We start from the raw sequence: 23029 nt of genomic DNA, 5'->3' as shown, positions 1-23029 counted from the left end.
TTGTTGCGGACAGGATTATCGACGGGTATAACGAATCAACGGACCTTGAATTGCTGAATAAGACGTTGAAGCTCTTCCGACATGGACGTCAAGCCGACGGACGATTGAACGACCTCATCCATCGACCGCTTCTGCCTCTCGATGGATTCGGCAATCCGGGCGCTGCTGGACGCGGTCATGCCCGCCGACGCGGACAGCTCGACGGACGTAGCGGACAGCTCCTCCGTTCCGGCCGACATCTCCTCGGTGGCGCTGGACACTTCCTGGATCTGGGTATTGACGTGGCGGGCGGCTTCCAGCATTTCCTTGAACAGCTGCTGCGTATCGGCCACAATTTCAATCCCTTGCCTTACTTCTTCCGTTCCTTGTTCCATAGCCTCGACCGCGTTTCGGATTTCCTCCTGGATCTCCTTGATCAACTCCGTAATTTGGTTCGCCGATCCGCTGGACTGCTCGGCCAATCTGCGAACCTCTCCGGCCACGACGGCAAAGCCTTTGCCCTGCTCGCCGACTCTGGCCGCCTCGATCGCGGCATTCAGCGCCAGCAGATTCGTCTGCTCCGAAAGGCCCGTAATGATGGTGACGATATTTCCGATCTCCTGCGAACGGCTCTCCAGCAGCTTGACGGATTGCCCGGTCCGGGCGACGAACTGCTCGATCTGCCCGATTTGGTTCGCGACGCGCTCAACAGCCTCGTTGCCCTGCAGTGACTTCTCCTCCATGACGGTCGCCTCGTCGGCCACCCGGGAAGAATTCTCCGCGATATTCTGAATGACGACCGCCATCTCCGTCATTGCTCTCGCCCCGTCTTTGGCCGCTTGCTCCTGGCTCGCGATGCTCGCTGCGATCTCTCCCATGCTCGTTGTGATCGTCTCTGCTTCCTCGCTGTTGCGCTCGGTAATGGCGTACAGGTTCTTGGCGGATTCGTTCAGCGAATGCGAGGCTTGCTGGACCTGCGCCATCATCTCGTTGATCCGTCTGACCATGCCGTTGAACTTCTCGTTGGCAATGCCGATCTCATCCTTGCCGGTGCGAACCTCGACGTTCAGGTTCCCCGCGCTCACCTGCTCAATGCCGCGGATCAGCTCCCGCAGCGGCTTGATGAGCCTTCTCGTCACGAAGTATTGCAATAGGAAAATGAGAATCAGGAAAGCGGCCAGAATCAGGATACCGTTGGTCAGCAGCTTGTGCAGTCCGTTCGGAACCGCGCTCGCATCGACGTCGGCGGCAAAATAAGCGAAAATTTGCCCGTCCGCGTTCTTGAGCGGGTAGGCGATCGTCGTCCAGATGCCGAAATCGTCCGAGTAAAAGCTGGTGAACGTCGGTTTCCCGCTTTTGAGCATCTTGGCGAGCGCGCTTGCCACCGCCTGGGGCTGCTCGTACATGTCGCCGATATTCACGTTGCCTTCTTTGAAGGCGTTCATCAGACTTGTCGGCATCGCCACCAGCGAAGTTTTATTGCCTCCCTCCAATTCGGTTCCGAAAATATAAGCTTGCGCGATATTCGGATTGTTTTGGTTCACCTTGTCCAAGTAGGCTCTAAGGCTCGACTGGACGGGTCCTTCGTAGCTTTTTTCGCTGATCGCCTGCTGGACCTCTTCGGTCTTGATCCCTTCGGCCCAGGTTTGCGTCGTTTTGATGATCTGCCCGTGAAGCTGATCGAAGAGAACGTTCTTCTCGATCCAATAGCTGGACGCAATAAGCACGGCGCCGATTAAAACAACGTTAACAAAAGATAACAAAAGGCTTTTCATAAAGAAGGAAGTTCGAATGGACCTTTTCATGCAGTGGACTTCCGACGGATCCGGTGTCTGGGCACAAAAAAACGGCCCTCGGGCCGTAATAAGAAAATAACCTGCCGACAAATCCGGCAGGTTCATGTTTATATATTGAAAAAAGGGGGTCAACTTGTATAATAAAGACTTTCTTTTAAGGAACTATGAAAACGAGATTACAGTTGTATTACAAAAAAGGAAGCGCTTATCCGGCCGTCGCCTTCAGCCGCGACTCGTTCCATTTCTCCAGCGCCTCCAGCTTGGCCTCGATCGACTTCTCGTACGTGTCGATATAAGCTTTCGGCTCCTTCGGATTGGCGAGACGGGTAATGGCGCCCGTCAGCGGATCGACCCATTTGCTCGTCGCTCCGCAGCCGAGGCCGACGATCGACTGCATCTCCTCGATGATAAGAATGTTGTACAGGCTCTCCTTGCCGGGGAACGAATAGCCGACGTTCTCCAAGTTGCCGAGAATATTTTTTTGCCTATACAAATAATAGGGGGCATAACCGCGCGCTTCCGTCCAACGCACCGCTTCGTCCATCATCTCGCCGATCTCCTCGCGCGTCGCCACCTTGTATTTCGCTTCCCCGCGGTGCTGGGTCATCTCAGACGCTCTCTTGAAGGAGAGCGTGTGTACGGTGAGCGATTCGGGCATCAGCTTCGCCGTCTCCGCCAGCGTATGCCTGAATTCGTCGGGCCCCTCTCCCGGCAGGCCGATGATCAGGTCCATGTTGATGTTGTTCATGCCGTTCTCGCGCGACAGCCAAAACTTCTCGATCGTCTCTTCCACGGAATGATGCCGGCCGATCAAATCGAGCGTCTCCTGAATGTAGGATTGCGGATTGATGCTGATCCGGTCGATGTTCCATCTGTTCAGAACGGCCAGCTTCTCCGGCGTAATCGTGTCCGGCCGTCCCGCTTCCACGGTGATCTCCCGCACCGTGTCCAGATCCGGGAACGAAGCGGCCATTTCCGCATACAGCGCGTCCATCTCGCTTGCCGTAATGCTCGTCGGCGTTCCGCCTCCGTAGTAAATCGTCGTCACGCGAACGCCATGGTCGCGCAGCCACTTGCCGATGACGCGGATTTCCTCGTGCAGGCCGTACAGGAAGCCGTTCACCGAGCCTTGGCGGCCGTTAATATCGTATGCGGGAAACGTGCAGTAAGCACATTTGGTCGGGCAAAAAGGAATGCCGATATACACGCTCACTTCGTTGCGGAGGTCGTACAAATCGGGCAGCGCTTGCAGCTGGCGGTCCACAATCCGCTCCATAAGCGAAATCTTCGCTTCGGAGACGAGGTAATCTTCCCGCAGCGCGCGGCGCACCTCTTCCCGCGGCCGTCCGGCGCGAAGCCCTTCGTGCATCAGCTTCGTCGGACGAACGCCCGTGAGCACTCCCCACGGCTGCACAATGCCCGTCTCGTGCTGCAGCAGGTCCACCAACGCCCGGGAAGCGGTCTGCCGCAGCAGCTTGCGGCGCTCTTCGTAGGGGGCTCCCGCCGGATAGGCCGTCTCGTGGACGACCCGGCGTTCCCGGCCGGCCCCGACCACCGGCGGCGCACCGGCAGGCGCAGTCGCCAAGCCCGCCGCCGCCATCTCGGCGGCGCGAATCCGAAGCTCGGCGCCGATTCGGACGGAATCCGCCCCCTCATCGATGTTCAGGACGATGTTTGCGTCCGCTTCCGGCTCCTCCTTGTCGGAGAACGTCACCTTCGGATTGTCGTAAAAGAGCGGAACAATGTGACAAAGCGACCGTTCCAATACCGCGTCGGTCGCCGATAGATGAATATGCATCATACCGTATCTCCTCCCGTTCCATGAACGCAGGCGCGGATTCGCGGGACGGGCTTGCCGCTTCGGTCTCTCTGCACCCCGCAAGCCCGCCCGATGCGCCGCCGTCAGCCCCGCCCGACCGGCGGATGCCTGCGGCCGTACGCGCTCCCCGTTCGGGCGTCCGGCTCGAACTCGTCCGCGAATTCGGCGCCGGCCCGCATGGCCAGCGCTTCCCGCCGTTCGACCGGCGCTCCGTCCTTCATCGCCCGCTGAAGCTTCGCTTCCTTGCCGGATTGCCTCATCTGCCGTCTTCCTTTCCAAATCAAGGGATCGACATGTAGTGTTGCCATCCGGGCGGCGGTTCAATCCGCGGAAGCGGCGCGGCTCAAGCGGGGCTGTCCAATATAAGCGTCACGGGGCCGTCGTTCACGAGCGACACTTCCATCATCGCGCCGAACGTCCCGGTCGCGACCGTAAGCCCTTTGGCCCGCAGCAAAGCGTTAAAGCGGTCGTACAGATCCGAAGCTTGCTCCGGCCGCGCCGCCGCCATAAAGTTCGGGCGTCTGCCCTTCCGGCAATCGCCGTACAATGTAAATTGCGACACCGACAGAACGGCTCCCCCGACGTCCTCCACGGACAGGTTCATTTTCCCGTCCCCGTCTTCGAAAATGCGCAGCCCCGCCACCTTGTCCGCCATCCAGGCGAGATCCTTCTCCTCATCCTCCTGCCCGATGCCGACCAAGAGCAGCAGCCCTGCCCCGATCTCGCCGACGACCGCGCCGTCCACGGTTACGCTGGCCTTCGATACGCGTTGCAGCACAACTCTCACTTTGACGTCAACCTCTCTCTATTGCATCATCCGCTGGACGGAGAAAATATCCTTGACCCGCTTGATCTTCTCGACGACCGATTGCAGGTGGTCCTTGTTGCGGATGAGAATCGTCAAATGCATGACCGCGACCTTGTTGCGGTCCGACCGGCCCGATACGGCGGCGATGTTCGTCTTGCTCTCCGACACCGCCTGCAGCACTTCGTTCAGGAGGCCGCGCCGGTCATGGCCGAGAATCTCGATCTCGACGCTGTAATTCGCTTCGCACGATTCCTCCCACTCGACCTCGATGACGCGCTCCGCTTCTTCCCCTTCCGTCGCCTGGGGAATGTTCGGACAGTCGGTCCGGTGCACCGACACGCCGCGTCCGCGCGTAATGTAGCCGATGATGTCGTCTCCCGGAACGGGGTTGCAGCAGCGGGCGAACCGGACGAGCAAATTCTCGACTCCCTTGACCTTCACGCCGTTGGAGGGCCGGCTCTTCCGCTCCGGAGGAGCCGGCTTCACTTCCTTGATGACTTCCGAGGACAGCTGGATTTGCTGGGCTTCCTCGGCTTCCTTGCGCAGCTTCTCCGTCAGCCGGGTGCAAATTTGCGCCGCCGTGATGCCGCCGAAGCCGATGGCGGACATCATGTCCTCGACGTCGTTGAACGTAAATTTGCGCGCGACCTCGATCAGCTTGTCGTCCGTCATCCATTCGGAAGGCTCCAGTCCGATCCGGCGCAGCTCGCGTTCGAGCGATTCCCAGCCCTTCTGGACGTTCTCCTCGCGCTTCTCCTTCTTGAACCACTGCCGGATCTTGCTGCGGGCGTGGGACGACTGGGCGATCTTGAGCCAGTCCTGGCTCGGGCCGTAGGAATGCTTGGAGGTCAAAATTTCGACGATATCGCCGGTCTTCAGCTTATGGTCCAGCGGAACGATGCGGCCGTTCACCTTCGCACCGATCGTGCGGTTGCCGACCTCGGTGTGGACCCGGTAGGCGAAGTCGAGCGGAACCGAACCCGCCGGCAGCTCGAACACCTCGCCCTTGGGCGTGAAAACGAAGACGAGGTCGGTGAAAAAGTCCATTTTCAGCGATTCCATGAACTCCGCCGCGTCCCGGGTCTCCTGCTGCAGCTCGATAATTTCCCGAAACCAGTTCATTTTGTCCCCGAACGAGCCTTGGACGACGCCCGTATCCTTGCCTTCCTTGTAGGCCCAGTGCGCCGCGATCCCGTATTCGCTCGTCCGGTGCATCTCCCAGGTGCGGATTTGCACTTCGGTCGGCTCGCCCGTCGGTCCGACCACCGTCGTATGGAGCGACTGGTACATGTTCGCCTTCGGCATGGCGATATAGTCCTTGAAACGGCCCGGCATCGGCTTCCACAGCGTATGGATGATGCCCAGCGTCGCGTAGCAGTCTTTGACGTTGTCGACGAGAATCCGGATGGCGAGCAGGTCGTAGATTTCGTTGAACTGCTTGTTCTTCGTCGTCATCTTCTTGTAGACGCTGAAAATATGCTTCGGCCTGCCGGAGATGTCTCCCTGAATGCCCATCTCCTCGAGCTTCTCGCGGATTTTGGCGATGACGTCGCTGATGTACTGCTCGCGCTCCGTCCGCTTCTTCTTCATCAAATTGGCGATGCGGTAATATTGCTGGGGATTGAGAAACCGAAGGGCGATGTCCTCCATCTCCCACTTGATGGCGCTGATCCCGAGCCGGTGCGCGATCGGGCAGTAGATCTCGAGCGTCTCGTGCGCGATGCGGCGCTGGCTCTCCTCGGATTGGAACTTGAGCGTCCGCATGTTATGAAGCCGATCGGCGAGCTTGATGAGGATGACGCGAATGTCGTTGGCCATCGCCAGGAACATTTTGCGGTAGTTCTCGTTCTGCTGCTCCTCCTTGGAGCGGAAATGAATCTTCTCCAGCTTCGTCAGCCCGTCGACGAGCCCGGCGATCGTCTCGCCGAACCGCTCCCGGACGTCGTCGACCGTGACGTTCGTATCTTCCACGACGTCGTGCAGCAGCGCCGCCATCACCGTGACGACATCCATCTGCATATTGACCAATATTTCGGCAACCGCGAGCGGATGCAGGATATAAGGTTCGCCGGATTTGCGCAGCTGTCCGCGGTGCGCTTCCTCCGCATATTCGTAGGCTTCGCGGATTCGCTGCAAATCCTGGTTTTTCATATAGTTCGAAGCTTTCTCGAGCAGTTGCTCCATGCCCATGCCAAGTTCCTTTCCATAGGCGGTAGGCGCCGCCGGTTCCCATGAAGTATTCCTTTCATTATGCCTCTAGGCGACGGGAATCGTCAACCGATCGGCCTGGGAAGCTGCGTACGGGAACCGGCGGGCGGACTGGCGAGCGGAAGCGCGAACGCAAAGCGCGAGCCTTTGCCGGGGGCGCTCTCGACGGTCGCAGAGGTGCCGTGCCTCGCCAGCACGTGCTGCACGATCGCCAAGCCGAGTCCGCTGCCTGCGTGGGCGGAACGGGCCTTGTCGGATTTGTAGAACCGCTGCCAGATTCGGTCGATGTTTTCCTTGGCGATGCCGACGCCCTCGTCGCGAACGCTGACGACGGCGTTTTTGCCCCGGCGTTCGATGGACACCTCGATCGACCTGCCGTTCGGGGAAAACTGAATCGCGTTCAGCAGCAGGTTGGACAGCACTTGATCGATCCGGTGCGGGTCGGCCAGCACCCAGACGTCTTCCGGATCGCCGGTCAGCTCGAAGCGCAGCGCCCGCTTGGTGAATTCGGGGTCGAGCGCGGCGAGCAGCCGGCGAACCCATTCCGTAAGGTTGTACGGAACGGGAGAGATGTCGATCTGCCCCGCCTCCATTCGCGCCACCTCGAGCAGATCGTTGACGAGCCGGTTCATCCGCTGCGTCTGCTCGCGAATGAGCCTGAGGTATTCGTCCCTTCGGTCGTCGGGAACGGCGCCGTCGATCATCGCTTCCACGTACCCGCCGATCGACGTCAGCGGAGACCGCAAATCGTGCGAGACGTTGGCGAGAAACTCCCGGCGCATCTGGTCCAGACTGGCCAGCTCCCGCGACATATGATTCAGCGACTCGGCGAGCTCGCCGATCTCGTCCTTGGGCTTGACGTTCAAGCTTACGTCGAACCGCCCCTTGGCGATCAGCTGCGCCGCGTCCTTCATTCTGCGGAGCCGGGCCGTCATTCGGCCGGAGACGAAGAAGACGATGATGCAAGCGGTGACAAGGGTCGAGATCATAATGTTGCGGAAAAGTCCCGTGAACAGGCCGAACTCCCGCTTGAATTCGCGGGAGACGATAACGACGGCTTTGGCACCGATCCGGTTCGAGCCGCTGACGGGAGCGGCGGACAGTCTGGCGGAACCGCTTTCCCCGATCGGCTGGGCGACGACGGTTTTGCCTTTCCGGAGCACGTCCGTGAGCGGCTCCTCCGAGACGGACGGCAGAGGCAGCGGCGAATTCGGGTTGCCCGCTTTCAGCAGCACCCTCCCGCTGCGGTCCAGCACGTAGATCGTGCGGTTCATCGGTCCGCTCGCCATCTGCAGCGCGGAGCGGAGCATATCCTCGTCCCACCTCTCCCGATAGGAGCTGCGGATCAAGGCCGCGGCCACGTTCAACTGCTCTTCTTCGAATTTGAAGTTCCGATGGCCGAGGGCGGAGCTGACGAACCAGACGGAGATGGCCGACGTGACGGCGAAAGAGATGAGCAAAACGGCGAAAAAGGCGAGCAGCAGCTTGACGGTGATGCCGTTCCACCGGATCATGCTCCGCTCACCTCGAATTTGTAGCCGACGCCCCGTATCGTCTCGATGCGGTAATGCGCCGACGAACCGATTTTCTCCCGAATTCGCTTAATATGCACGTCCACCGTTCGCGGATCGCCTTCGAAGTCGAACCCCCACACCCGGTCCAGCAGCTGCTCCCTTGTCTGCACCCGGTTCGGCATCGACGCGAGCGCGTGCAGCAGTTCCATCTCCTTCGGAGGAAGCGTCAATTCGGCGCCGCCGCATTGCACGACGTAACGGTCCAAGTCGATGACCAGATCGGGCAGCCTAACCGGATCCCGGGCGAAGCCCGGCTTCGTCCGGCGCAGTACGGCCTTAATGCGGGCCAGCAGCTCCTTCGGGTCGAACGGCTTCACCAGGTAATCGTCCGCTCCGAGCTCGAAGCCCTTCAGCTTGTCGTAGCTCTCGCCCTTGCCCGTCAAAATAATGATCGGCGTCGACCGCTCGGCCCGGATCCGCCTGCAGACGGTCCAGCCGTCGAAGCCCGGCAGCATCAGATCGAGAATGACGAGATCCGGCGGGGCGGAGAGGAACTGTTCGACCCCGTCCTCTCCGTCGCTCGCGGCCGAATATTGAAAGCCTTCCCGCTTCAGGTACAGACCGATCAGGTCGCTGATATAAGGATCATCTTCGATGATTAGAATATTGGCAACGGCCATGAGCGCCCGCACTCCTTTACGGAAATGGATTTCACCGGCTTACTGGTAGCGCAAAGCTTCCACCGGATTGAGCTTCGACGCCCGGCGGGCCGGAATGAACCCGAACAGAACGCCTACGCCCATCGAGAATAACAAAGCGAGCACCATGATGTCGACCGAAGGAGCGGCCGGCGAATTCATCAGCTTGCCCGCGAACGAGGAGCCGCTCGCGCCGACGATGACGCCGATCAGTCCGCCCAAGCCGCCGATCATGGAGGCTTCCACAAGGAATTGGAACAGAATGTCGCGCTGTTTCGCCCCAAGCGACTTACGGATGCCGATCTCGCGGGTCCGCTCCGTCACCGACACGAGCATCATGTTCATAATGCCGATGCCGCCGACGAGCAGCGAGATGCCGGCCACATACGTCAGCATCGTCGACATGGACGTGGATACCGACGTGATCGTGTCGAGCAGATCCTGCTGGTTAAATACCGTATAGCTGTTCTCGTCGTTGCGGAAAAACGATTGGAGCTTCGCTTCCAGCATCGCTTGCACCCGATCGACCTGCTTCGAGTCCGCCACCTGCACGTATATGGTGCGAATGGCGTCGGTCTTCAACACGACGCGGGCGGTCTGAATCGGCACGATCACCTTGTTGTCGTTCGAGCCGGCCGAAGAGCTCCCTTTGGAAGCCAACACGCCGACGATCTTGTAAGGGGTGCCGTTCAGCACGATCTTGCTGCCGATCGGATTCGTCATCTTCAGCTCGGAGACGATCTCCGATCCGATGACGGCGACCTTCTGCTTGAAGGTGCCGTCGATATCCATAATAAACCTTCCTTGCTCCACCTTATACTCGCGCACGTCCGCAAACGCGGCCGTCGTCGCTTCGACCGAAGCGGTATACGTGTTCGTGCCATACTTGGCGGTTACGCTGCCGGTGATGTCCGGGGCGTAGGCGGCGACGCCGTCGATGTCGACCAAATCTTTCACGTCGTCGAGCTTGATGCTTGTCACGGCTCCGCGCCCGATGACGTTGGCGGTCAGCATGTTGGTGCCGAGCCCTTGCATCTGGCTTTTGACTTGCTCGGCCGTTCCGTTGCCGATCGCGACCATAATCGTGACCGAGGCGACGCCGATCATAATGCCGAGCACGGTCAGCAGCGTGCGCATCGGCTGCGAGCGTACGCTGAACCAGGCCATTTTGATGCCTTGAAGCAGCTTCACGAAGCCTCGCTCCTCTCTTCGGACAGCTTGCCGTCCTGAATGCGAACGACTCTCTTCGCTTGTTCCGCAACCTTGGGATCGTGGGTAATCAGCACAATCGTATTGCCTTCCGCGTTCAATTGCTTAAGCAGCCCGATCACGTCGCGGCTCGTCTTGCTGTCGAGCGCGCCGGTCGGTTCGTCGGCCAGCAGCAGAGGGGGCGACCCGGCGAGCGCCCGCGCGATCGCGACGCGCTGCTGCTGCCCGCCCGACAATTGGTTGGGCAGGTGGAACATGCGCTCCGCAAGTCCCACCTTCTCCATCGCTTCCTTCGCGAGCGCGCGCCGCTCTTTGGCCCCCATCCCTCTGTAGATGAGAGGGAGCTCGACGTTCTCGATGGCGCGAAGCCGGGGCAGCAAATGAAAGCTTTGGAAGATGAAGCCGATCTTCGTATTGCGAATCGTCGCCAGCTTGTTCTCGCTGAGCTTCTCGACTTCCGCGCCGTCGAGTACGTAACGGCCGCTCGTGGGCGTATCCAAGCAGCCAAGCACGTTCATCAGCGTCGATTTGCCGGAGCCGGACGGTCCGATAATCGCCATGAAATCGCCTTTGTACACCGTCAGCGAAATGCCGTCCAGCGCATTCAACGTCTCCCCGGCCAGCGTATATTGTTTAAAGACGTTCTCGACCTCGATCAGCGGTTCGCGCTTGAATTCGCTCATCCGCGCCCACCACCGTTGCTGGTCGTTGTGGCGCCGCTCGAGCGGTTGCTTTCGCGGAAGTTTCCGCCGCCGCCCTGGAAGCCGCCTCCCATGCCGCCGCCTATGAAGGCGCCGCCTCCCATACCGAAGCCGCCCATGCCGAATTGCTGCCGCGTATTGGATGTCGACGCAGCGGCGACCGGAATGAGAACCGTTTGGCCTTCGCTCAAGCCGGAGACGACTTCCACCATCGAATCCGTCGTGATGCCGACCGTAATTTCCTGCAGCTTAAAGTCGGCGTTCGCCGTCTGATTCGTCCGTTGCCTGCGCGCCCCGGCATAGCCGCTTTGCGAATATCCGCCACTGCCGCCCCGCTGGTAACCGCCTTGACCGCCGCCCTGGAAGCCTCCCTGCGGCATTTGGCCGCCTTGCGGCGCCTGGCCTGTCGTTGCGCCAGAAGCATGCGCTGCGCCTTGCTGCGTGCTTGCCCCTTGCCGCGCTCCGGCTCCTTGCTGCCCCCCTTCGGCTGCCTGGTTGCCCCCTGCGCCCGACGCGCTCTTATCCGTCTCCGTACCCTGGGCGGCTTCGGCCGCTTGGCCGGACGAACCGCCGGTTGCCGCGCCGGAAGAACTGCCGTCGTTCGGCACGCGAACGAAGTACCTCGTCCCCATCTGCTGAACGGCTTCAATCGGCACCATGAGCGCATTTTCTTTGGATTGGATCACAATCTCCACATCCCCGTTCATCCCGGGAAGAACGTTGTCCGTCTGATCGAGCGTCACCGTCACCGGAAACGTCGAGACGCCGTTGGAGGAGGTGCCGTCCTTCGAAATCTCGGTTACTTTGCCGGTAATCTTCCGGTCGCTCAGCGCATCCAGCGTAATATTCGCGGACTGCCCGACTTTCAGCTTCGTGATATCCAGCTCGTCCGCCGAAATCGTCATATCGAGCTTATTGTAATTGACGATCGTAAAAGCTTCCAGTTGGGGCGACACGTCGTCCCCGGCTTTAATGTTGACCGCCGTAACCGTACCGTCGATCGGAGCGACAATCGGATCGGGCGCTTTGGCCTTCTCCTCGTAATCCTCGATTTCAAGCTGCGTCTGCTTAATGTTCAATTGCGCCGTCTTGATGCTCATCTGGGCGTCTTCCAATTCCGAATCGGATGCGCCGGAAATTTGCAGGCTTTTCCACTTTTCCTGCGCCTGCTCCAGCTGCATTTGCTGCTGCTCCAGATTCAGCTTGGCTTTGCTGAGGTTCAAGCTGACGTCTTCGCCTTCGAACGTCGCCAGAACCTGTCCTTTCTTCACTTCCGAATTTTTCTCGACTTTGACTTCCGCAACGGTCGAGTTCTCGGACACTTTAACCGTCTCCGTCTCGCTGGCCTCAACCGTACCTGTGCCCGATACGGATTCGGTGATCGTTCCCTTCGTTACCCTTGTTTGGGTGAAGGAGGCCGCTGCCGCCACCTTGTCATCCTTCGTAAACCACCAGTAGCCGAAGCCTCCGCCCCCTCCGACCAGGCAGATGACCACGATCCACACGATCCATTTCTTCAGCCTTTTCTTCATTTCCCGAGAACCTCCCGATTCTATGACAGCTATGTAACCAATAATAACTGGATACTAGCATTCATAAATGAACGGACGATGAACGTCGCCTTAATGCCAGATTAAACTGGCGAATTCTGGACGCCGCTTCGCTTCCCGGCACTTCATCGGCGCATCGTCCCCTCTCCCGACCTCGTACCGCTATCCCTTTCGGTCAGAATCGGGATAGAGCTCTTTCTCCCAAGAGCATCCCATTATCCCTATCAATCAGGATTCGTCAAACTTCATAAAGATCGGAAGACACCCCGCCTGCGGCCGTACAATACGTTGCATGCGGCACTTCGTTAGGCGGCACTGAGACATGGGGATAATGGGACGCTTGGCGAAAAGAGACAGCGAAAGCCCAGCGGCATGGAGGGCCGCAAAAAAAGAAATGGCCCGAGGCAACGAGGCCCCGGGCTTTGATACGCCAGGCGAAACTTTAATAGGTAACGAGTGAGCGGATTTCCAGTCCCGGCAGCTTCTCGCGGCCGTTCAGGTAACCGAGCTCGATCAGGAACGCGGCGCCGACGATGTCGCCGCCAAGCTGGCGGAGCAGCTGCGACGTCGTCGCGATCGTGCCGCCGGTTGCGAGCAGGTCGTCCGCGATGAGCACGCGCTGTCCCGGCTGGATGGCGTCCTTGTGAACGGCGAGCTTGTCCTTGCCGTATTCCAGGTCGTAGGCGGCCTCCACGGTCTCGCCCGGCAGCTTGCCGCTTTTGCGGATCGGCACGAAGCCGACGCCGAGCGCGAGGGCGAGAGGCGCGCCGATGACGAACCCGCGCGCTTCAGGGCCCGCCACGACATCGATTTGCAGATCGCTGACGGACTCTTTGAGCGCGTCTATTGCAGCGCGGTACGCTTGCCCGTCCTTGAGCAGCGTCGTAATGTCTTTAAACCGGATGCCCGGTTGCGGAAAGTCGGGAATGACCCGAATGTAATCTTTGAAATTGAAGCTCATGCCTCTTTAGGCCCCTCTCCATTATCGCATTATGAGTAGCATTATACACTTTCGCCGAAGCGATGACTATGTTTGCGTCTTCAGCTGCTTATGAATCCATAGCTTCAGTTCCGACGCGTTCAACGCGGACAGCGCCGCCAGTTCGAAACGTTCCTTCGCTTTGCGGTAGCGCCGCGATTGATCCAGCTCTTTGCGCGCGGGTTGGCTGACGACGCGAACGTCCGAGCGCTCGACGGTCAGAAACCCAAGCTCCTCAAACACTTCCTGCATCATCCGCACGACGGACAACGGCAAGCCGGTCGCCTCCGCCGCCTGGCGGAGAAAGCCGTCCGGGGCGTCGATCCAGGAACCCTGACGGCGGAACAGGGCGTACACCCGGCCGAATTGCTCGCGGTCCGGAAACCTTGGCCGGCCGGCGCCTGCCGACAATTGCCCCGCCGCTTCCGGTGAAAAGACATGTACGGCCTCGATCGGATAACCCGATGCGAGCAGCCGGTTCAGCGCCAGCGCGTCGTCGGGCTGGTCCGGCAATTCCGCCAGGACGAGCGTCAGTCCGTCCGCATCGGCAAATGCAGCTTTCGCCGGGAGGACCGCTGCTGCGGAACCCGCCGCCGCGACGGCCATCTCGTCCAACGCCGATCCGCGCAGCAGCGACGGAGACCGCTCCCACTCGCCGTATTTGGCGACGATCGCGTCCGAAGAGGCCAGCGCAGGCGACATCCGCGCTTCGTTCCAAGCGGCGTGCGACGCGCACAGAACGAGCAGACGGGATTCGCCCTCCGCTTCCGCCATGCGCTCGATCGCCCGCAGCCACTGCCGCTCCTCCCGGCGGTCGAACACGGGTAGCGAATGGTGCCGCCAATCTTGAAGCATAAACTGCACCCGCTTGTTGCCGTTCCATTCGTTCACCGACAGCTCGCCCAGCAAATCGACGGACGTTCCCTCCGCCAGCGATGCCGCCATCTCGCCCATGCCGAAGCCGACCGCTTCAAATCTGCGCCCCTGCTCTTCGGCCACAAGCCGCAAATGCTTGCCTTCCTTGCCGAGCAATTTGGTCTCGACGACCGTCGCGCCCCGAACGACAAACCGCGGCGTCGGGTTGCCGTTGCCGAAAGGCTCCAGCCGCTTGAGCAGTTCCGCCGCTTCCAGCGTCAAATCGGCGGCCCTTCCGACCAAGTCCGCCTTGCGCTTCGGCAGCCAATCTGCCGGGGCGATCCGCTCCGACGCGATCGCGGACAGCCTGCGCTCGAGTTCCGGCAGCCGGTCGATTCGAATCGTCAACCCCGCGGCGGCCTGATGCCCGCCGAAATGCTCCATCAGCTCCGCGCAGCCGGTCAGTGCCGCGTGCAGATCGAAGCCTTCGATTGAGCGGGCCGACCCTTTGCAGGTTTCGGCTCCCGCTTCGTACGCCAATATGACGGTCGGCCGATAATACCGCTCGACCAGCTTGGAGGCGACAAGGCCCGCGATGCCGGCGTTCCAGCCTTCGCCCGCGAGCACGATCGCCTCCGGCATCCGGCCGCCGAGCGCCTCCAGCTTGTCGCGCCACATGGCTTCCGCCTCGGCCAGCGTGTCGTCCACCAACTGCTGCCGTTCCCGGTTCAGCGCGTCCAGCCGCTCCGCAAGCGCCTCGGCTTCCGCTTCGTCCTCGGTGACGAGCAGCTGCACGGCGGGATCGGCCCGTTCCAGCCGGCCTCCCGCGTTGAGCCGCGGCGCCAGCCCGAAGGCGATGCGTCCGCTCGTCAGCTTGGCGAATTCCGTTCCGCTTGCGGCGGCGAGCGCCCGGACGCCGGGAGACGGACGCGTCGTCATCTCGTTTAGCCCCATTTTCACCAGTGCGCGGTTCTCGCCTTCGAGCGGCATGAGATCCGCAACCGTCCCGATGGCGGCCACATCCGCGAGCGACGGATCCGCCTTCCCGAGCAAGGCGTGCGCCAGCTTGAAAGCCACGCCCGCGCCGGACAGCCCCTTGAACGGATAGCCGCAATCAGCCTGCTTCGGGTTCACCAAGGCGATCGCTCCCTCGGGCAGGACGGCCGGCGGCTCGTGATGGTCGGTGACCACGACGTCGAGGCCCCGCTCCTTCGCATAGGCGATTTGTTCGACCGCGCTGATGCCGTTGTCCACCGTTACGATCAGGCGAACGCCCGCTTCGACGGCCAGGTCGATCGCGCCGATATTTAAACCGTAGCCTTCCTTGCTGCGATGAGGTATGTAGGTGTCGAAAGCGCCCCCGAGCCGCCTGAGCAAGCGGATCATCAAGGCGGTCGACGTCACGCCGTCCGCATCGTAATCGCCGTAGACGCGTATTTTCTCGCCGTCCCGGATCGCCTTGCGGATACGTTCCGCCGCCTCCGCCATTCCCTTCATGGCGAACGGGTCATGGAAGGCGTCCTCTTCCTCTTGAAGGAAGGCCTTCACCGCTGCCGGAGTGCGGAATCCCCGAACGACCAGCAATCGCGCGATCAGGGGCGGCAGCTTGAGCGCTTCGGCAATCGCCGCCGCTTCCCGCTCGTCGGCCTCGCCCACTTCCCATCGATACTTTCGCTTCATCCCATAGAGAGCTCCTTTCCAGCCGCTGTCGGCAGGCCGAAACGACAACTCCGCCGATCCGGACGCTTCACCTGAAGGACGTCCTTCGGGACGTCGTCAGGGGGCATCGCCGGCAGCTCGGCGGAGCGTATCGTTAGCCGTATTACTGAAGGAGAGACGTCATCTCTTCCTCGTGATGGTTGGACTTGTACGGGTAACCCGGGTCGTAAGGCTGCACGTGAACGTTCGCGTCGGACACGTGCAGGAACCGCTTCTTCAACTGACGCTTGACTCTCATCGCGACGTCGTGCCCCTCGAATACGGTGATCCGCGGATTCACCCGAATGACCATATCCACGACGACGTAATGGCCTTCCTCGCGGGCATTCAGGTCGTCGACGGCCACGACGCCGTCCACGCGCTGAACCGCTTCGAGAATGGCCTGCACGTCCACTTCGTTCAATGCGCGCCGATCGTTCGCCCGGACGAGGCTGAACACAAGCTGGCAGCCCGAACGGATAACGAACACGGCGATGACGACACCGGCCGCCGGGTCAAGCACGTACAGCACGGGCATATCGAGCAGATCCCCCGTCATAGCCCCGACCGTGCCGACCAGAGCGGTCAGCGAAGCGAAAATGTCGGACCGGTTCTCCATCCGGAGCGTATCGGTCCGGATGCCCAGCTTCGATTCGTGTCTTCTCCGATAACGGACAAGCCCTTCGCGAACCGCCATGCCGGCGATAATGACGGCTACGGCGCCCCATCCCGGCGATTCTTCGGCGCCTCCGATCATTTTGCGCAGCGAGCTCAGCCCGATCTCGATGCCTGCAACCAGAAGCAGCGCCGACAGGAAAATGCCGGCGACCGCTTCGGACGGCAGCCGCTCGTCGGCCGAACGAGCGCGGGGAGAATGGCCGACTCTACGCATGGCCATATACGACGTCGTTGCGCCCGCGAAATCCGCGGCCGAATGGCAAGCGTCCGCGATGAGCGCCTTGCTGCCCGTCAGCCATCCGGCCGCCCCTTTGACCAGCGTCAGCCCGAGCAAGCCGAGCACGGACACTCTGGCCCCATGTTCCGCGGCGTGGGAGTGGAATACCGTCATTGCTTTTGCCTCCCCTAAAACTTATGAATGTTACGGAGCGCTTTGAACCTTGACGGTTTTTTTCGGTTTCGCCTTGTTGCGAAGGATCAGCCACAGCGGACTCGCAATGAAGATAGACGAGTAGGCGCCGCTGATCAAACCGAAAATCATCGCGAGCGAGAACATCTTGATCGACTCGCTGCCGAAGACGAACAAACAGATCGCGGCGAAGGCGACCGTCAGCACCGTGTTGATCGAACGGGTCAGCGTCTGGCTTACGCTCGTGTTGACGAGGGTGACCAGATCGTCCCTCGATTTGATCTTCGCGAACCGGAGATTCTCGCGGATCCGGTCGAAAATGACGACGGTGTCGTTGATCGAATAACCGATAATCGTCAGCACCGCGATGATGAACGGGAGATTGACCTCCAGCCGGAAGAGCGAGAACAGCGTGATGACGATAAAGGCGTCATGCAGCAGCGCAATGACGGCCGCGACCGCGAAGCGCCATTCGAAACGGATCGCGATGTAAATAATAATCCCGATGCTCGCGATCAAAATGCCGTACAGCGCGTTCGTCTCCTGCTCGCGGGCGATCTCGACGTCCACGATGTTGATCTCGAAGGAGGCTTTGTCGTCGAACTTCGATTTGAAGTCCGACTCCAGCTTCGACTGCTGCTGCTCGTCGAGCGTGTTCTCGAACCGGATCGAAAACCGCTCCGCGCTCGAAGTGAACGTGTGCTTCCCGAAATTTTCGGATTCGATAAATTGTTGGACCTTCGCTGCGTCGAGCGGCTTCGACACTTTAATGTCGACGGACGAGCCCGATTTGAAGTCGATGCCGTAATTCAGGCCGAAGATCGACAGCGAGAGGATGCCGAGCAGCGTCAGAACGATGGAGAGAATGAAAAATCCTTTGCTCGCTTTGACGAAGTTGAAGTTTTTGAAATTATAGCGCACGGATTTCACTCTCCTTCACGCCATAGTAGGACGGCTTGCTGAAGCGCCCGCTCTTCACGAGCAGCTGCAGCAGAAGCCGCGGCAGGAACAGGTTGGTCAGAATGTTGACGATAATGCTGGCGAGCTGCACGACCGCGAAGCCTCTAACCGATCCTTGCCCGATGAAATACAATACGGCGGTAGCGATAATATTCGTAATATGCGCGTCGATGACGGTGCGGAAGCTGTTCTTGTTGCCCGCGCGCAGCGACGAAGCGACGCTCTTGCCGCTCCGAATCTCGTCCTTGATCCGCTCGGCGGTAATGATGTTCGTATCGACGGCGATGCCGATTCCGAGAATGAATGCGGCGATGCCCGGCAGCGTGACGGTGGCGTGCATCAGCCAGAACGCGACAAGCATAACCCATACGAAGACGATCAGGCAGATGCTGGCCACAACGCCCGGAAGGCGATAGAAGATAAGCATGAACAATAAAATGACGATCGATGCGACGGCGCCGGCAAGCGCCGTCTCTTCCAGCGACTTCTGGCCGAGGGTGGCGCCGACGCTTTGCGTATACTTCTCCGTCAATTTAAGCGGCAAAGCGCCCAGATTGATGATGTCCGCAAGATTCTGGGCGGCCTGTGGCGTCGGCTGGCCCGAAATTTGAGCCGTTCCGTCCGTCAGCGCCTGCTGAACGACCGGATCGCTCTCCAGTTCGTCGTTCAGGTAAATGGCCAGACGTTTGCCGATCAGCCGTTTGGACACTTCAGCGAGCTTGCTCTTGTCTTTGACCTTGATCGTAATGAGCGGCTGGTTCAGCGTGTTGTACTCCACTTTGGCCGCGCCTTCGACGAAGTCGCTGCCGACCAATTCGACCTTGCAATAGTCCGTTTCGCTCTTGCAGCCTTCCGCGCTGCGGAATTGCAGTTCGGCCGGCTTTTTCAACATTTCCCGCACTTCGGCTTCGTTCGTTACTCCGGCGATTTTGACACGGATGCGGTTTTTGCCTTCGGTCGTCACTTCCGGCTCGGCGACGCCCTGCTTGTTCGCGCGTTCTTCCAGGCTTTTGGCCGTTTGCTGGAGCGACTTCTTGTCTACCGGCCCCGTGCCGGAAAGCGGTTGCGCTTCGTAAAGGATTTCAAAACCGCCTTTAAGGTCTAGCCCGAGCTTCGTCGCATTCAGCAGCCCCGGGCTTGTCCACGCGATCAACCCGAAACATACGACAACGACGAGCACGAATGCGAGCAATCGTCTCATTGTGTATTGCGGTCCCCTTTCGATTCTCAATGTTCCTATTATACCTACGCGCTAAAATGGAAGTCAATTTGTCGAAAGCCCGCCGGAACGGTCCGCAAACAGCGAAGGCAGCCTGGCGGACCATCCGCCAGACTGCCTATGACACGGGCTTGCCGGCGCCGTCAGCGCCTCTCGCCGCGATAAAGGTTCAGCGTAATGAAGTTCATGTACTGGTTCACTTTGAGCGACAGAATATCATTGACAATGACGTGCAGCGGAGGCGTGCCTTTCTTGAGGTACTTGTCGCTGACACATTCCCATATGTCCGCGCCCCGAACCTGTTCGTACCCGAGCATCCTGAATTCCTCAGCCTTGCTCTCGCATAGCTGCTCGATCATCCGGTTCTTGTCCTCGTCCGCAAGCTCCGGCTCCGGAGCCGAATCGTGATCCGACATGCGCGCGCCCTCCTTCTTCCCAGACAAGTAACCTCCGGTTCGTCCTATTCCTTTCTCCGCCGGTTCTCCGAATTCCTGCTTGACTCGCTCTCTTATCGCCGAGATTCTTTGTCGGGTTGCGCGCGCTTCTCTGGACAGGTCTCTGTCATGAAGACGCGCCGGCTTCGCATAAGCATGTACTATAGACCGGGAATCGAAGAGGGTGTGCCCATGTCCATACGGAAACAATCGTTCATACAAGGCGCCATGATCTTGCTGGCGGCGGGATTGCTGAACCGGCTGCTCGGCTTCGTTCCCCGGATCGCGCTTCCCCGCATCATCGGCGCCGAAGGGGTTGGCCTCGTCCAGCTCGTCTACCCGTTCATGATCGTCATTCTGACCGTCATCACGGGAGGTTTGCCGCTGGCCGTCGCCAAAATGATCGCGGAAGCGGATTCGCAAGGCCGAAGCGGCGAGGTGCAGCGGATCGTGCGCATCGCCATGACGTTCGCCGTGACGGCAAGCCTCGCCGCAGCGGCGGCGTGCCTGGCGATGGCCGAATGGATATCGTCGGTCGTCATGACCGATCCGCGGGTGCATACCGCCTTCCTGGCGATGATTCCGGTGCTCCCCATGGTGGCCGTCTCATCCGTCTGGAGAGGCTACTTCCAGGGGAAGCAGAATATGATTCCGACCGCGTTCTCCCAGACGACGGAGACGATCGTGCGCATCGCCCTGACGCTTACGCTCACTGCGCTTCTCATCCCCCTAGGGCTTGAAGCCGCCGCGGCCGGCGCGATGGCCGGCATGGCCGTGGGGGAGCTCGCGGGCTTGCTCGTGCTCTGGCTGCAAATTCGCCGGGAATCCGTTGACCCGGCGGAAGCGGAGAAGGCGGGAGAAGCGGACGGGAAGCCGCCTGCGGCCGGGAAAAGGGATAAAGGATTCGCATCCGCCGCCATGAAGGAGTCGAATCGACAGTTGTCCAGAGGGCTGCTGCGCATTGCTCTCCCCGTTACGGGAAGCCGGCTGATCGGCTCGCTGTCCTACCTGTTCGAATCCATTTTGACTTCGCGAAGTCTGGTGGCGGCCGGCCTTGCGGCCTCGGCGGCTACCGCGCAATACGGCGCGTTGCAAGGGATGGTGATGCCGCTCCTGCTGCTCCCGGGGGCGCTGACGTATTCGCTTGCCGTCTCGCTCGTCCCCGCCTTGTCGGACGCTGCGGCGCGCGGCGATTGGGCCGGCATCCAGAAGCGGCTCCACCAATCGATGCGGCTCGCCATCGTCACCGGCGCACCGTTCGTGGCGCTGCTGGGTCTGCTCGCCCAGCCGATCTGCTCGCTGCTGTACGCGGACGACTCCATGGCGGACATGCTCCGGTGGCTCGCGCCGATGGCCGTCTTCCTGTATATGCAGGCGCCGCTCCAAGCCGCCCTTCAGGCGCTGAACCGGCCGGGCACGGCGTTGTTCAACACCTTCGCCGGAGCGATCGTCAAGCTCGTCCTCATCGTCCAGCTCGCGTCGAAGCCCGATCTCGGCATAAACGGCGCCATCGTCGCCATCGCGGTCAATATGGGGCTCGTCACGTTGCTCCACTGGATTAGCGTGACGAGACTGACGGGGTTCCGGCTGCTGCCGACCGACTTCCTCAAAGTGTTGTCCGCCGTCATCGTCACGGGCGCAGTCGCGGTATGGATCTGGAACCTCGAAGGCGTGCCGGGGGGCGCCGTCAAGCTCATGGCGGCTTCCGCCGCAGCCATCGCGGTGTACCTGCTGCTGCTCGTATGGCTCCGATTGGTCGACCGGTTCGACGCGGCCCGCATTCCCGTCATCGGCCGATGGTTCCGTTAGCGATTATTTTTTGCGGTCGACGTAGAGCTTGCCTTTATGGTCGAGGCTGCAATAGAACACTTGATCGAAACTCCGAACCCCGTATCGCCGCAGTTCCTTGCGCAGCCAGAAGCGGTTCTTGCCGATTTTCTCCAGCCCGTCGTCCTGCACCGCTCCGTCCATGATCAGAGGAATCGGCAGCAGCTCGAACCGGAAGTTGGGCGAAGACGACTCCGTTTTTTCGCGTTTGGGCTCCTGCGAGTCGCCCTCCTTCGGAAGGACGGACAGCTTGCCGTTCGATTCCAGTACGGCCAGCTCGACGTCGGCGATGCGAACCATTCGGTTCTCGCGGAGCTGGGTGAGCAAATCGTCCAGGTTGTAGCGCTGCCGCCTCATTTCCCGCCAGTTCAGCTTGCCGCCGCGAATGAGCACGCTCGGTTCCCCGTCGAACCAAAGCCGGATTTGCCGGTTCTTGAGCGTGAGCCTGGAGATGGCCAACTGAATGAGCATAAGCACGACGATCGGTCCGACGGTCACCCATAACGACCGGCTTGTATCTTCAATGGAGATGACGGCGATTTCGGCGATCATGATCGAGATGACCATATCGAACACGGACAGCTTGCCGATCTCCCTCTTGCCCATGAGACGCAATATGAGAAACACGAAGAGATACATGAACACCGTGCGTAACAGAGTGGCTGTCAGCTCCATGTCCGTCGGACCCTCCATGTCGGTTCGTTGTTCGTTACGGTTGCGGCGCCTGTTAGTGTCACCTTGGCCCAAGCCGCTCATACGGTGCGGCCTGCGTGGAAAAAATGGCATTCTTCGCGAACGAAGCGTCTTAAGCGGTACTAGCTTGCCTATTGCCGCCATAGGCTGATACAAACCCTTGCGAAATGGAGAGTGTGTTCCATGAAGCCTATTCCTCAAGTATCCGGGATTCGCATCGCTTCCCCGATGCTTTCCGGCATTTTGTGGTCCATCATCTGGCTCGCGGCCGGAACGCTGCTGCTGTCCATGCTGCTGTACAGCACTTCTATGGCGGAGAAGGACGTAGTGCCGTGGGTGTTCGGCATTCACGGGTTCGCTTCCTTGTGCGGCGGCTTCGTATCCGGACGCCGGTCCGGGCGCAAAGGATGGTCCATCGGCATGGCGACCGGACTGCTCTATGCGCTGCTGGTGCTGTTGACCAGCTTCCTGGCGAACGATGTCGGGTGGTCGGTGCGCATTCCTCTCCTGCTTGCCGCGACGGGCCTGGCGGGAGCGTTCGGCGGCATGCTGGGCGTCAATACGGGGGGAGGGAGCGGCAAGAGCAGGCGCAAATGAGGGGCGCCGCGTTTTCTCCTCCGAGTTATGGTATACTAGGTCAGGACTGCTACAGAGATTAATGAGAGCAGCGGTACGATGTCAAGTCCTTAAATTCAATGATTTTGAATGAACCGCACTCTTTTCAGGGGGTGACCCGGAAAAAGGCAAACCCAAACTAAACCCGCCCTACCTAGATTTTTCAGATATTTCCTAAATATCAAGGAAATAGGCGGTTAGATGAAAGGGCCTATGTCATGCGTTTTGTCGGATCACCTCTCTGGGTTCGTAAAGTCGGTTGGTTCGCAGCAGATAATCGACCAACCGCACCAATTTACGAGCTGTAAGCGCAAGGGCACGTTTTTCGGCATACTTGGCCGGTTCCGCCGCTTTGAGACTGAAGTACTTCGCAAATACAG

Annotated in this window: 19 protein-coding genes and 1 pseudogene; 2 read left to right on the top strand and 18 right to left on the bottom strand. The window is 60.1% G+C overall.

The features are described from left to right. Positions 1-35: 35 nt before the first annotated feature. The 16 genes from G485_RS0122300 to G485_RS0122230 all read right to left on the bottom strand — a co-directional run bounded on the left by G485_RS0122300 (position 36) and on the right by G485_RS0122230 (position 19496). Entirely contained in the window at positions 36-1784 is a 1749-nt protein-coding gene (locus G485_RS0122300) for a methyl-accepting chemotaxis protein (protein ID WP_027094356.1), read from the bottom strand. Positions 1785-1980: 196 nt separating this feature from the next. Beyond that, entirely contained in the window at positions 1981-3573 is a 1593-nt protein-coding gene (locus tag G485_RS0122295; protein ID WP_027094355.1) for a coproporphyrinogen III oxidase, read from the bottom strand. A 104-nt stretch (positions 3574-3677) separates the two neighbouring features. Then, positions 3678-3854, bottom strand: coding sequence for a hypothetical protein (locus G485_RS30230; protein ID WP_156922544.1), 177 nt, complete (start codon positions 3852-3854; stop codon positions 3678-3680). Positions 3855-3937: 83 nt separating this feature from the next. Beyond that, positions 3938-4381: a D-aminoacyl-tRNA deacylase gene (gene dtd / locus G485_RS0122285; RefSeq protein WP_027094354.1), complete on the bottom strand. Its 444-nt coding sequence runs from the start codon at positions 4379-4381 to the stop codon at positions 3938-3940. 18 nt (positions 4382-4399) lie between these two features. Beyond that, a complete protein-coding gene (locus tag G485_RS0122280; RefSeq protein WP_027094353.1) occupies positions 4400-6592 on the bottom strand; it encodes a RelA/SpoT family protein in 2193 nt (730 codons plus the stop codon). 83 nt (positions 6593-6675) lie between these two features. Beyond that, positions 6676-8124, bottom strand: a complete 1449-nt coding sequence (locus G485_RS28640) for a sensor histidine kinase (RefSeq protein ID WP_051318490.1) — start codon at positions 8122-8124, stop codon at positions 6676-6678. Further along, positions 8121-8804, bottom strand: a complete 684-nt coding sequence (locus G485_RS0122270) for a response regulator transcription factor (protein WP_027094352.1) — start codon at positions 8802-8804, stop codon at positions 8121-8123. The genes G485_RS28640 and G485_RS0122270 overlap by 4 nt, the downstream gene beginning before the upstream one ends. Positions 8805-8843: 39 nt before the next feature. Further along, the gene (locus tag G485_RS0122265) at positions 8844-10013 is read right to left on the bottom strand and encodes an ABC transporter permease (RefSeq protein ID WP_027094351.1); all 1170 of its coding nucleotides are present in this window, start codon (positions 10011-10013) and stop codon (positions 8844-8846) included. Further along, entirely contained in the window at positions 10010-10714 is a 705-nt protein-coding gene (locus G485_RS0122260) for an ABC transporter ATP-binding protein (RefSeq protein WP_027094350.1), read from the bottom strand. Before G485_RS0122260 ends, G485_RS0122265 begins: the two co-directional genes overlap by 4 nt. Next, positions 10711-12264, bottom strand: coding sequence for an efflux RND transporter periplasmic adaptor subunit (locus tag G485_RS0122255; protein WP_027094349.1), 1554 nt, complete (start codon positions 12262-12264; stop codon positions 10711-10713). The genes G485_RS0122260 and G485_RS0122255 overlap by 4 nt, the downstream gene beginning before the upstream one ends. 460 nt (positions 12265-12724) lie before the next feature. Continuing rightward, positions 12725-13243 carry an adenine phosphoribosyltransferase gene (locus G485_RS0122250; RefSeq protein ID WP_027094348.1) on the bottom strand — a complete coding sequence of 173 codons (519 nt, stop codon included), beginning with the start codon at positions 13241-13243 and terminating at the stop codon, positions 12725-12727. A gap of 66 nt (positions 13244-13309) precedes the next feature. Next, positions 13310-15796 (bottom strand): single-stranded-DNA-specific exonuclease RecJ, encoded by a 2487-nt coding sequence (gene recJ / locus G485_RS27820; protein ID WP_035157758.1) that lies wholly within the window; start codon positions 15794-15796, stop codon positions 13310-13312. Positions 15797-15938: 142 nt separating this feature from the next. Next, positions 15939-16883 carry a cation diffusion facilitator family transporter gene (locus tag G485_RS0122240; RefSeq protein ID WP_027094347.1) on the bottom strand — a complete coding sequence of 315 codons (945 nt, stop codon included), beginning with the start codon at positions 16881-16883 and terminating at the stop codon, positions 15939-15941. Between the two features lie 30 nt (positions 16884-16913). Then, on the bottom strand, positions 16914-17822 hold the full coding sequence (gene secF / locus G485_RS29550) for a protein translocase subunit SecF (protein WP_035157756.1): 909 nt from the start codon (positions 17820-17822) through the stop codon (positions 16914-16916). Continuing rightward, positions 17812-19062, bottom strand: a complete 1251-nt coding sequence (secD, locus tag G485_RS29545) for a protein translocase subunit SecD (protein WP_035157753.1) — start codon at positions 19060-19062, stop codon at positions 17812-17814. Before secD ends, secF begins: the two co-directional genes overlap by 11 nt. A gap of 161 nt (positions 19063-19223) precedes the next feature. Continuing rightward, positions 19224-19496, bottom strand: a complete 273-nt coding sequence (locus G485_RS0122230) for a post-transcriptional regulator (protein WP_027094346.1) — start codon at positions 19494-19496, stop codon at positions 19224-19226. Positions 19497-19706: 210 nt separating this feature from the next. Between G485_RS0122230 and G485_RS0122225 the strand changes: the two genes are divergently transcribed. Next, complete coding sequence (locus G485_RS0122225; protein WP_084423452.1) at positions 19707-21323, top strand: putative polysaccharide biosynthesis protein; 1617 nt, start codon at positions 19707-19709, stop codon at positions 21321-21323. A 3-nt stretch (positions 21324-21326) separates the two neighbouring features. Here G485_RS0122225 and G485_RS0122220 read toward each other — a convergent pair whose 3' ends face one another. Then, positions 21327-22016, bottom strand: a complete 690-nt coding sequence (locus tag G485_RS0122220) for a DUF421 domain-containing protein (RefSeq protein ID WP_027094344.1) — start codon at positions 22014-22016, stop codon at positions 21327-21329. Positions 22017-22217: 201 nt separating this feature from the next. On the opposite strand from G485_RS0122220, the gene G485_RS0122215 reads away from it, so the two are divergent. Further along, a complete protein-coding gene (locus G485_RS0122215) occupies positions 22218-22631 on the top strand; it encodes a TIGR04086 family membrane protein (RefSeq protein WP_027094343.1) in 414 nt (137 codons plus the stop codon). A gap of 234 nt (positions 22632-22865) precedes the next feature. On the opposite strand, the pseudogene G485_RS31675 reads toward G485_RS0122215, so the two are convergent. Beyond that, positions 22866-23029, bottom strand: a pseudogene (locus G485_RS31675) (IS110 family transposase); the annotation flags it as partial.

The sequence above is a fragment of the Cohnella thermotolerans DSM 17683 genome (assembly GCF_000429825.1).
In the GTDB taxonomy this organism is placed as follows: Bacteria; Bacillota; Bacilli; order Paenibacillales; family Paenibacillaceae; genus Cohnella; species Cohnella thermotolerans.
The sequence above is the reverse complement of the archived record's forward strand: the minus strand, read 5'-3'. Positions and strand labels throughout refer to the sequence as shown.

Coding starts and splice junctions, on each gene's coding strand:
- G485_RS0122300 (WP_027094356.1), bottom strand. CDS start 1,784: ATGAAAAGGTCCATTCGAACTTCCTTCTTTATGAAAAGCCTTTTGTTA.
- G485_RS0122295 (WP_027094355.1), bottom strand. CDS start 3,573: ATGCATATTCATCTATCGGCGACCGACGCGGTATTGGAACGGTCGCTT.
- G485_RS30230 (WP_156922544.1), bottom strand. CDS start 3,854: ATGAGGCAATCCGGCAAGGAAGCGAAGCTTCAGCGGGCGATGAAGGAC.
- G485_RS0122280 (WP_027094353.1), bottom strand. CDS start 6,592: ATGGGCATGGAGCAACTGCTCGAGAAAGCTTCGAACTATATGAAAAAC.
- G485_RS28640 (WP_051318490.1), bottom strand. CDS start 8,124: ATGATCCGGTGGAACGGCATCACCGTCAAGCTGCTGCTCGCCTTTTTC.
- G485_RS0122270 (WP_027094352.1), bottom strand. CDS start 8,804: ATGGCCGTTGCCAATATTCTAATCATCGAAGATGATCCTTATATCAGC.
- G485_RS0122260 (WP_027094350.1), bottom strand. CDS start 10,714: ATGAGCGAATTCAAGCGCGAACCGCTGATCGAGGTCGAGAACGTCTTT.
- G485_RS0122255 (WP_027094349.1), bottom strand. CDS start 12,264: ATGAAGAAAAGGCTGAAGAAATGGATCGTGTGGATCGTGGTCATCTGC.
- G485_RS0122250 (WP_027094348.1), bottom strand. CDS start 13,243: ATGAGCTTCAATTTCAAAGATTACATTCGGGTCATTCCCGACTTTCCG.
- recJ (WP_035157758.1), bottom strand. CDS start 15,796: ATGAAGCGAAAGTATCGATGGGAAGTGGGCGAGGCCGACGAGCGGGAA.
- G485_RS0122240 (WP_027094347.1), bottom strand. CDS start 16,883: ATGACGGTATTCCACTCCCACGCCGCGGAACATGGGGCCAGAGTGTCC.
- secD (WP_035157753.1), bottom strand. CDS start 19,062: ATGAGACGATTGCTCGCATTCGTGCTCGTCGTTGTCGTATGTTTCGGG.
- G485_RS0122230 (WP_027094346.1), bottom strand. CDS start 19,496: ATGTCGGATCACGATTCGGCTCCGGAGCCGGAGCTTGCGGACGAGGAC.
- G485_RS0122225 (WP_084423452.1), top strand. CDS start 19,707: ATGTCCATACGGAAACAATCGTTCATACAAGGCGCCATGATCTTGCTG.
- G485_RS0122220 (WP_027094344.1), bottom strand. CDS start 22,016: ATGGAGCTGACAGCCACTCTGTTACGCACGGTGTTCATGTATCTCTTC.
- G485_RS0122215 (WP_027094343.1), top strand. CDS start 22,218: ATGAAGCCTATTCCTCAAGTATCCGGGATTCGCATCGCTTCCCCGATG.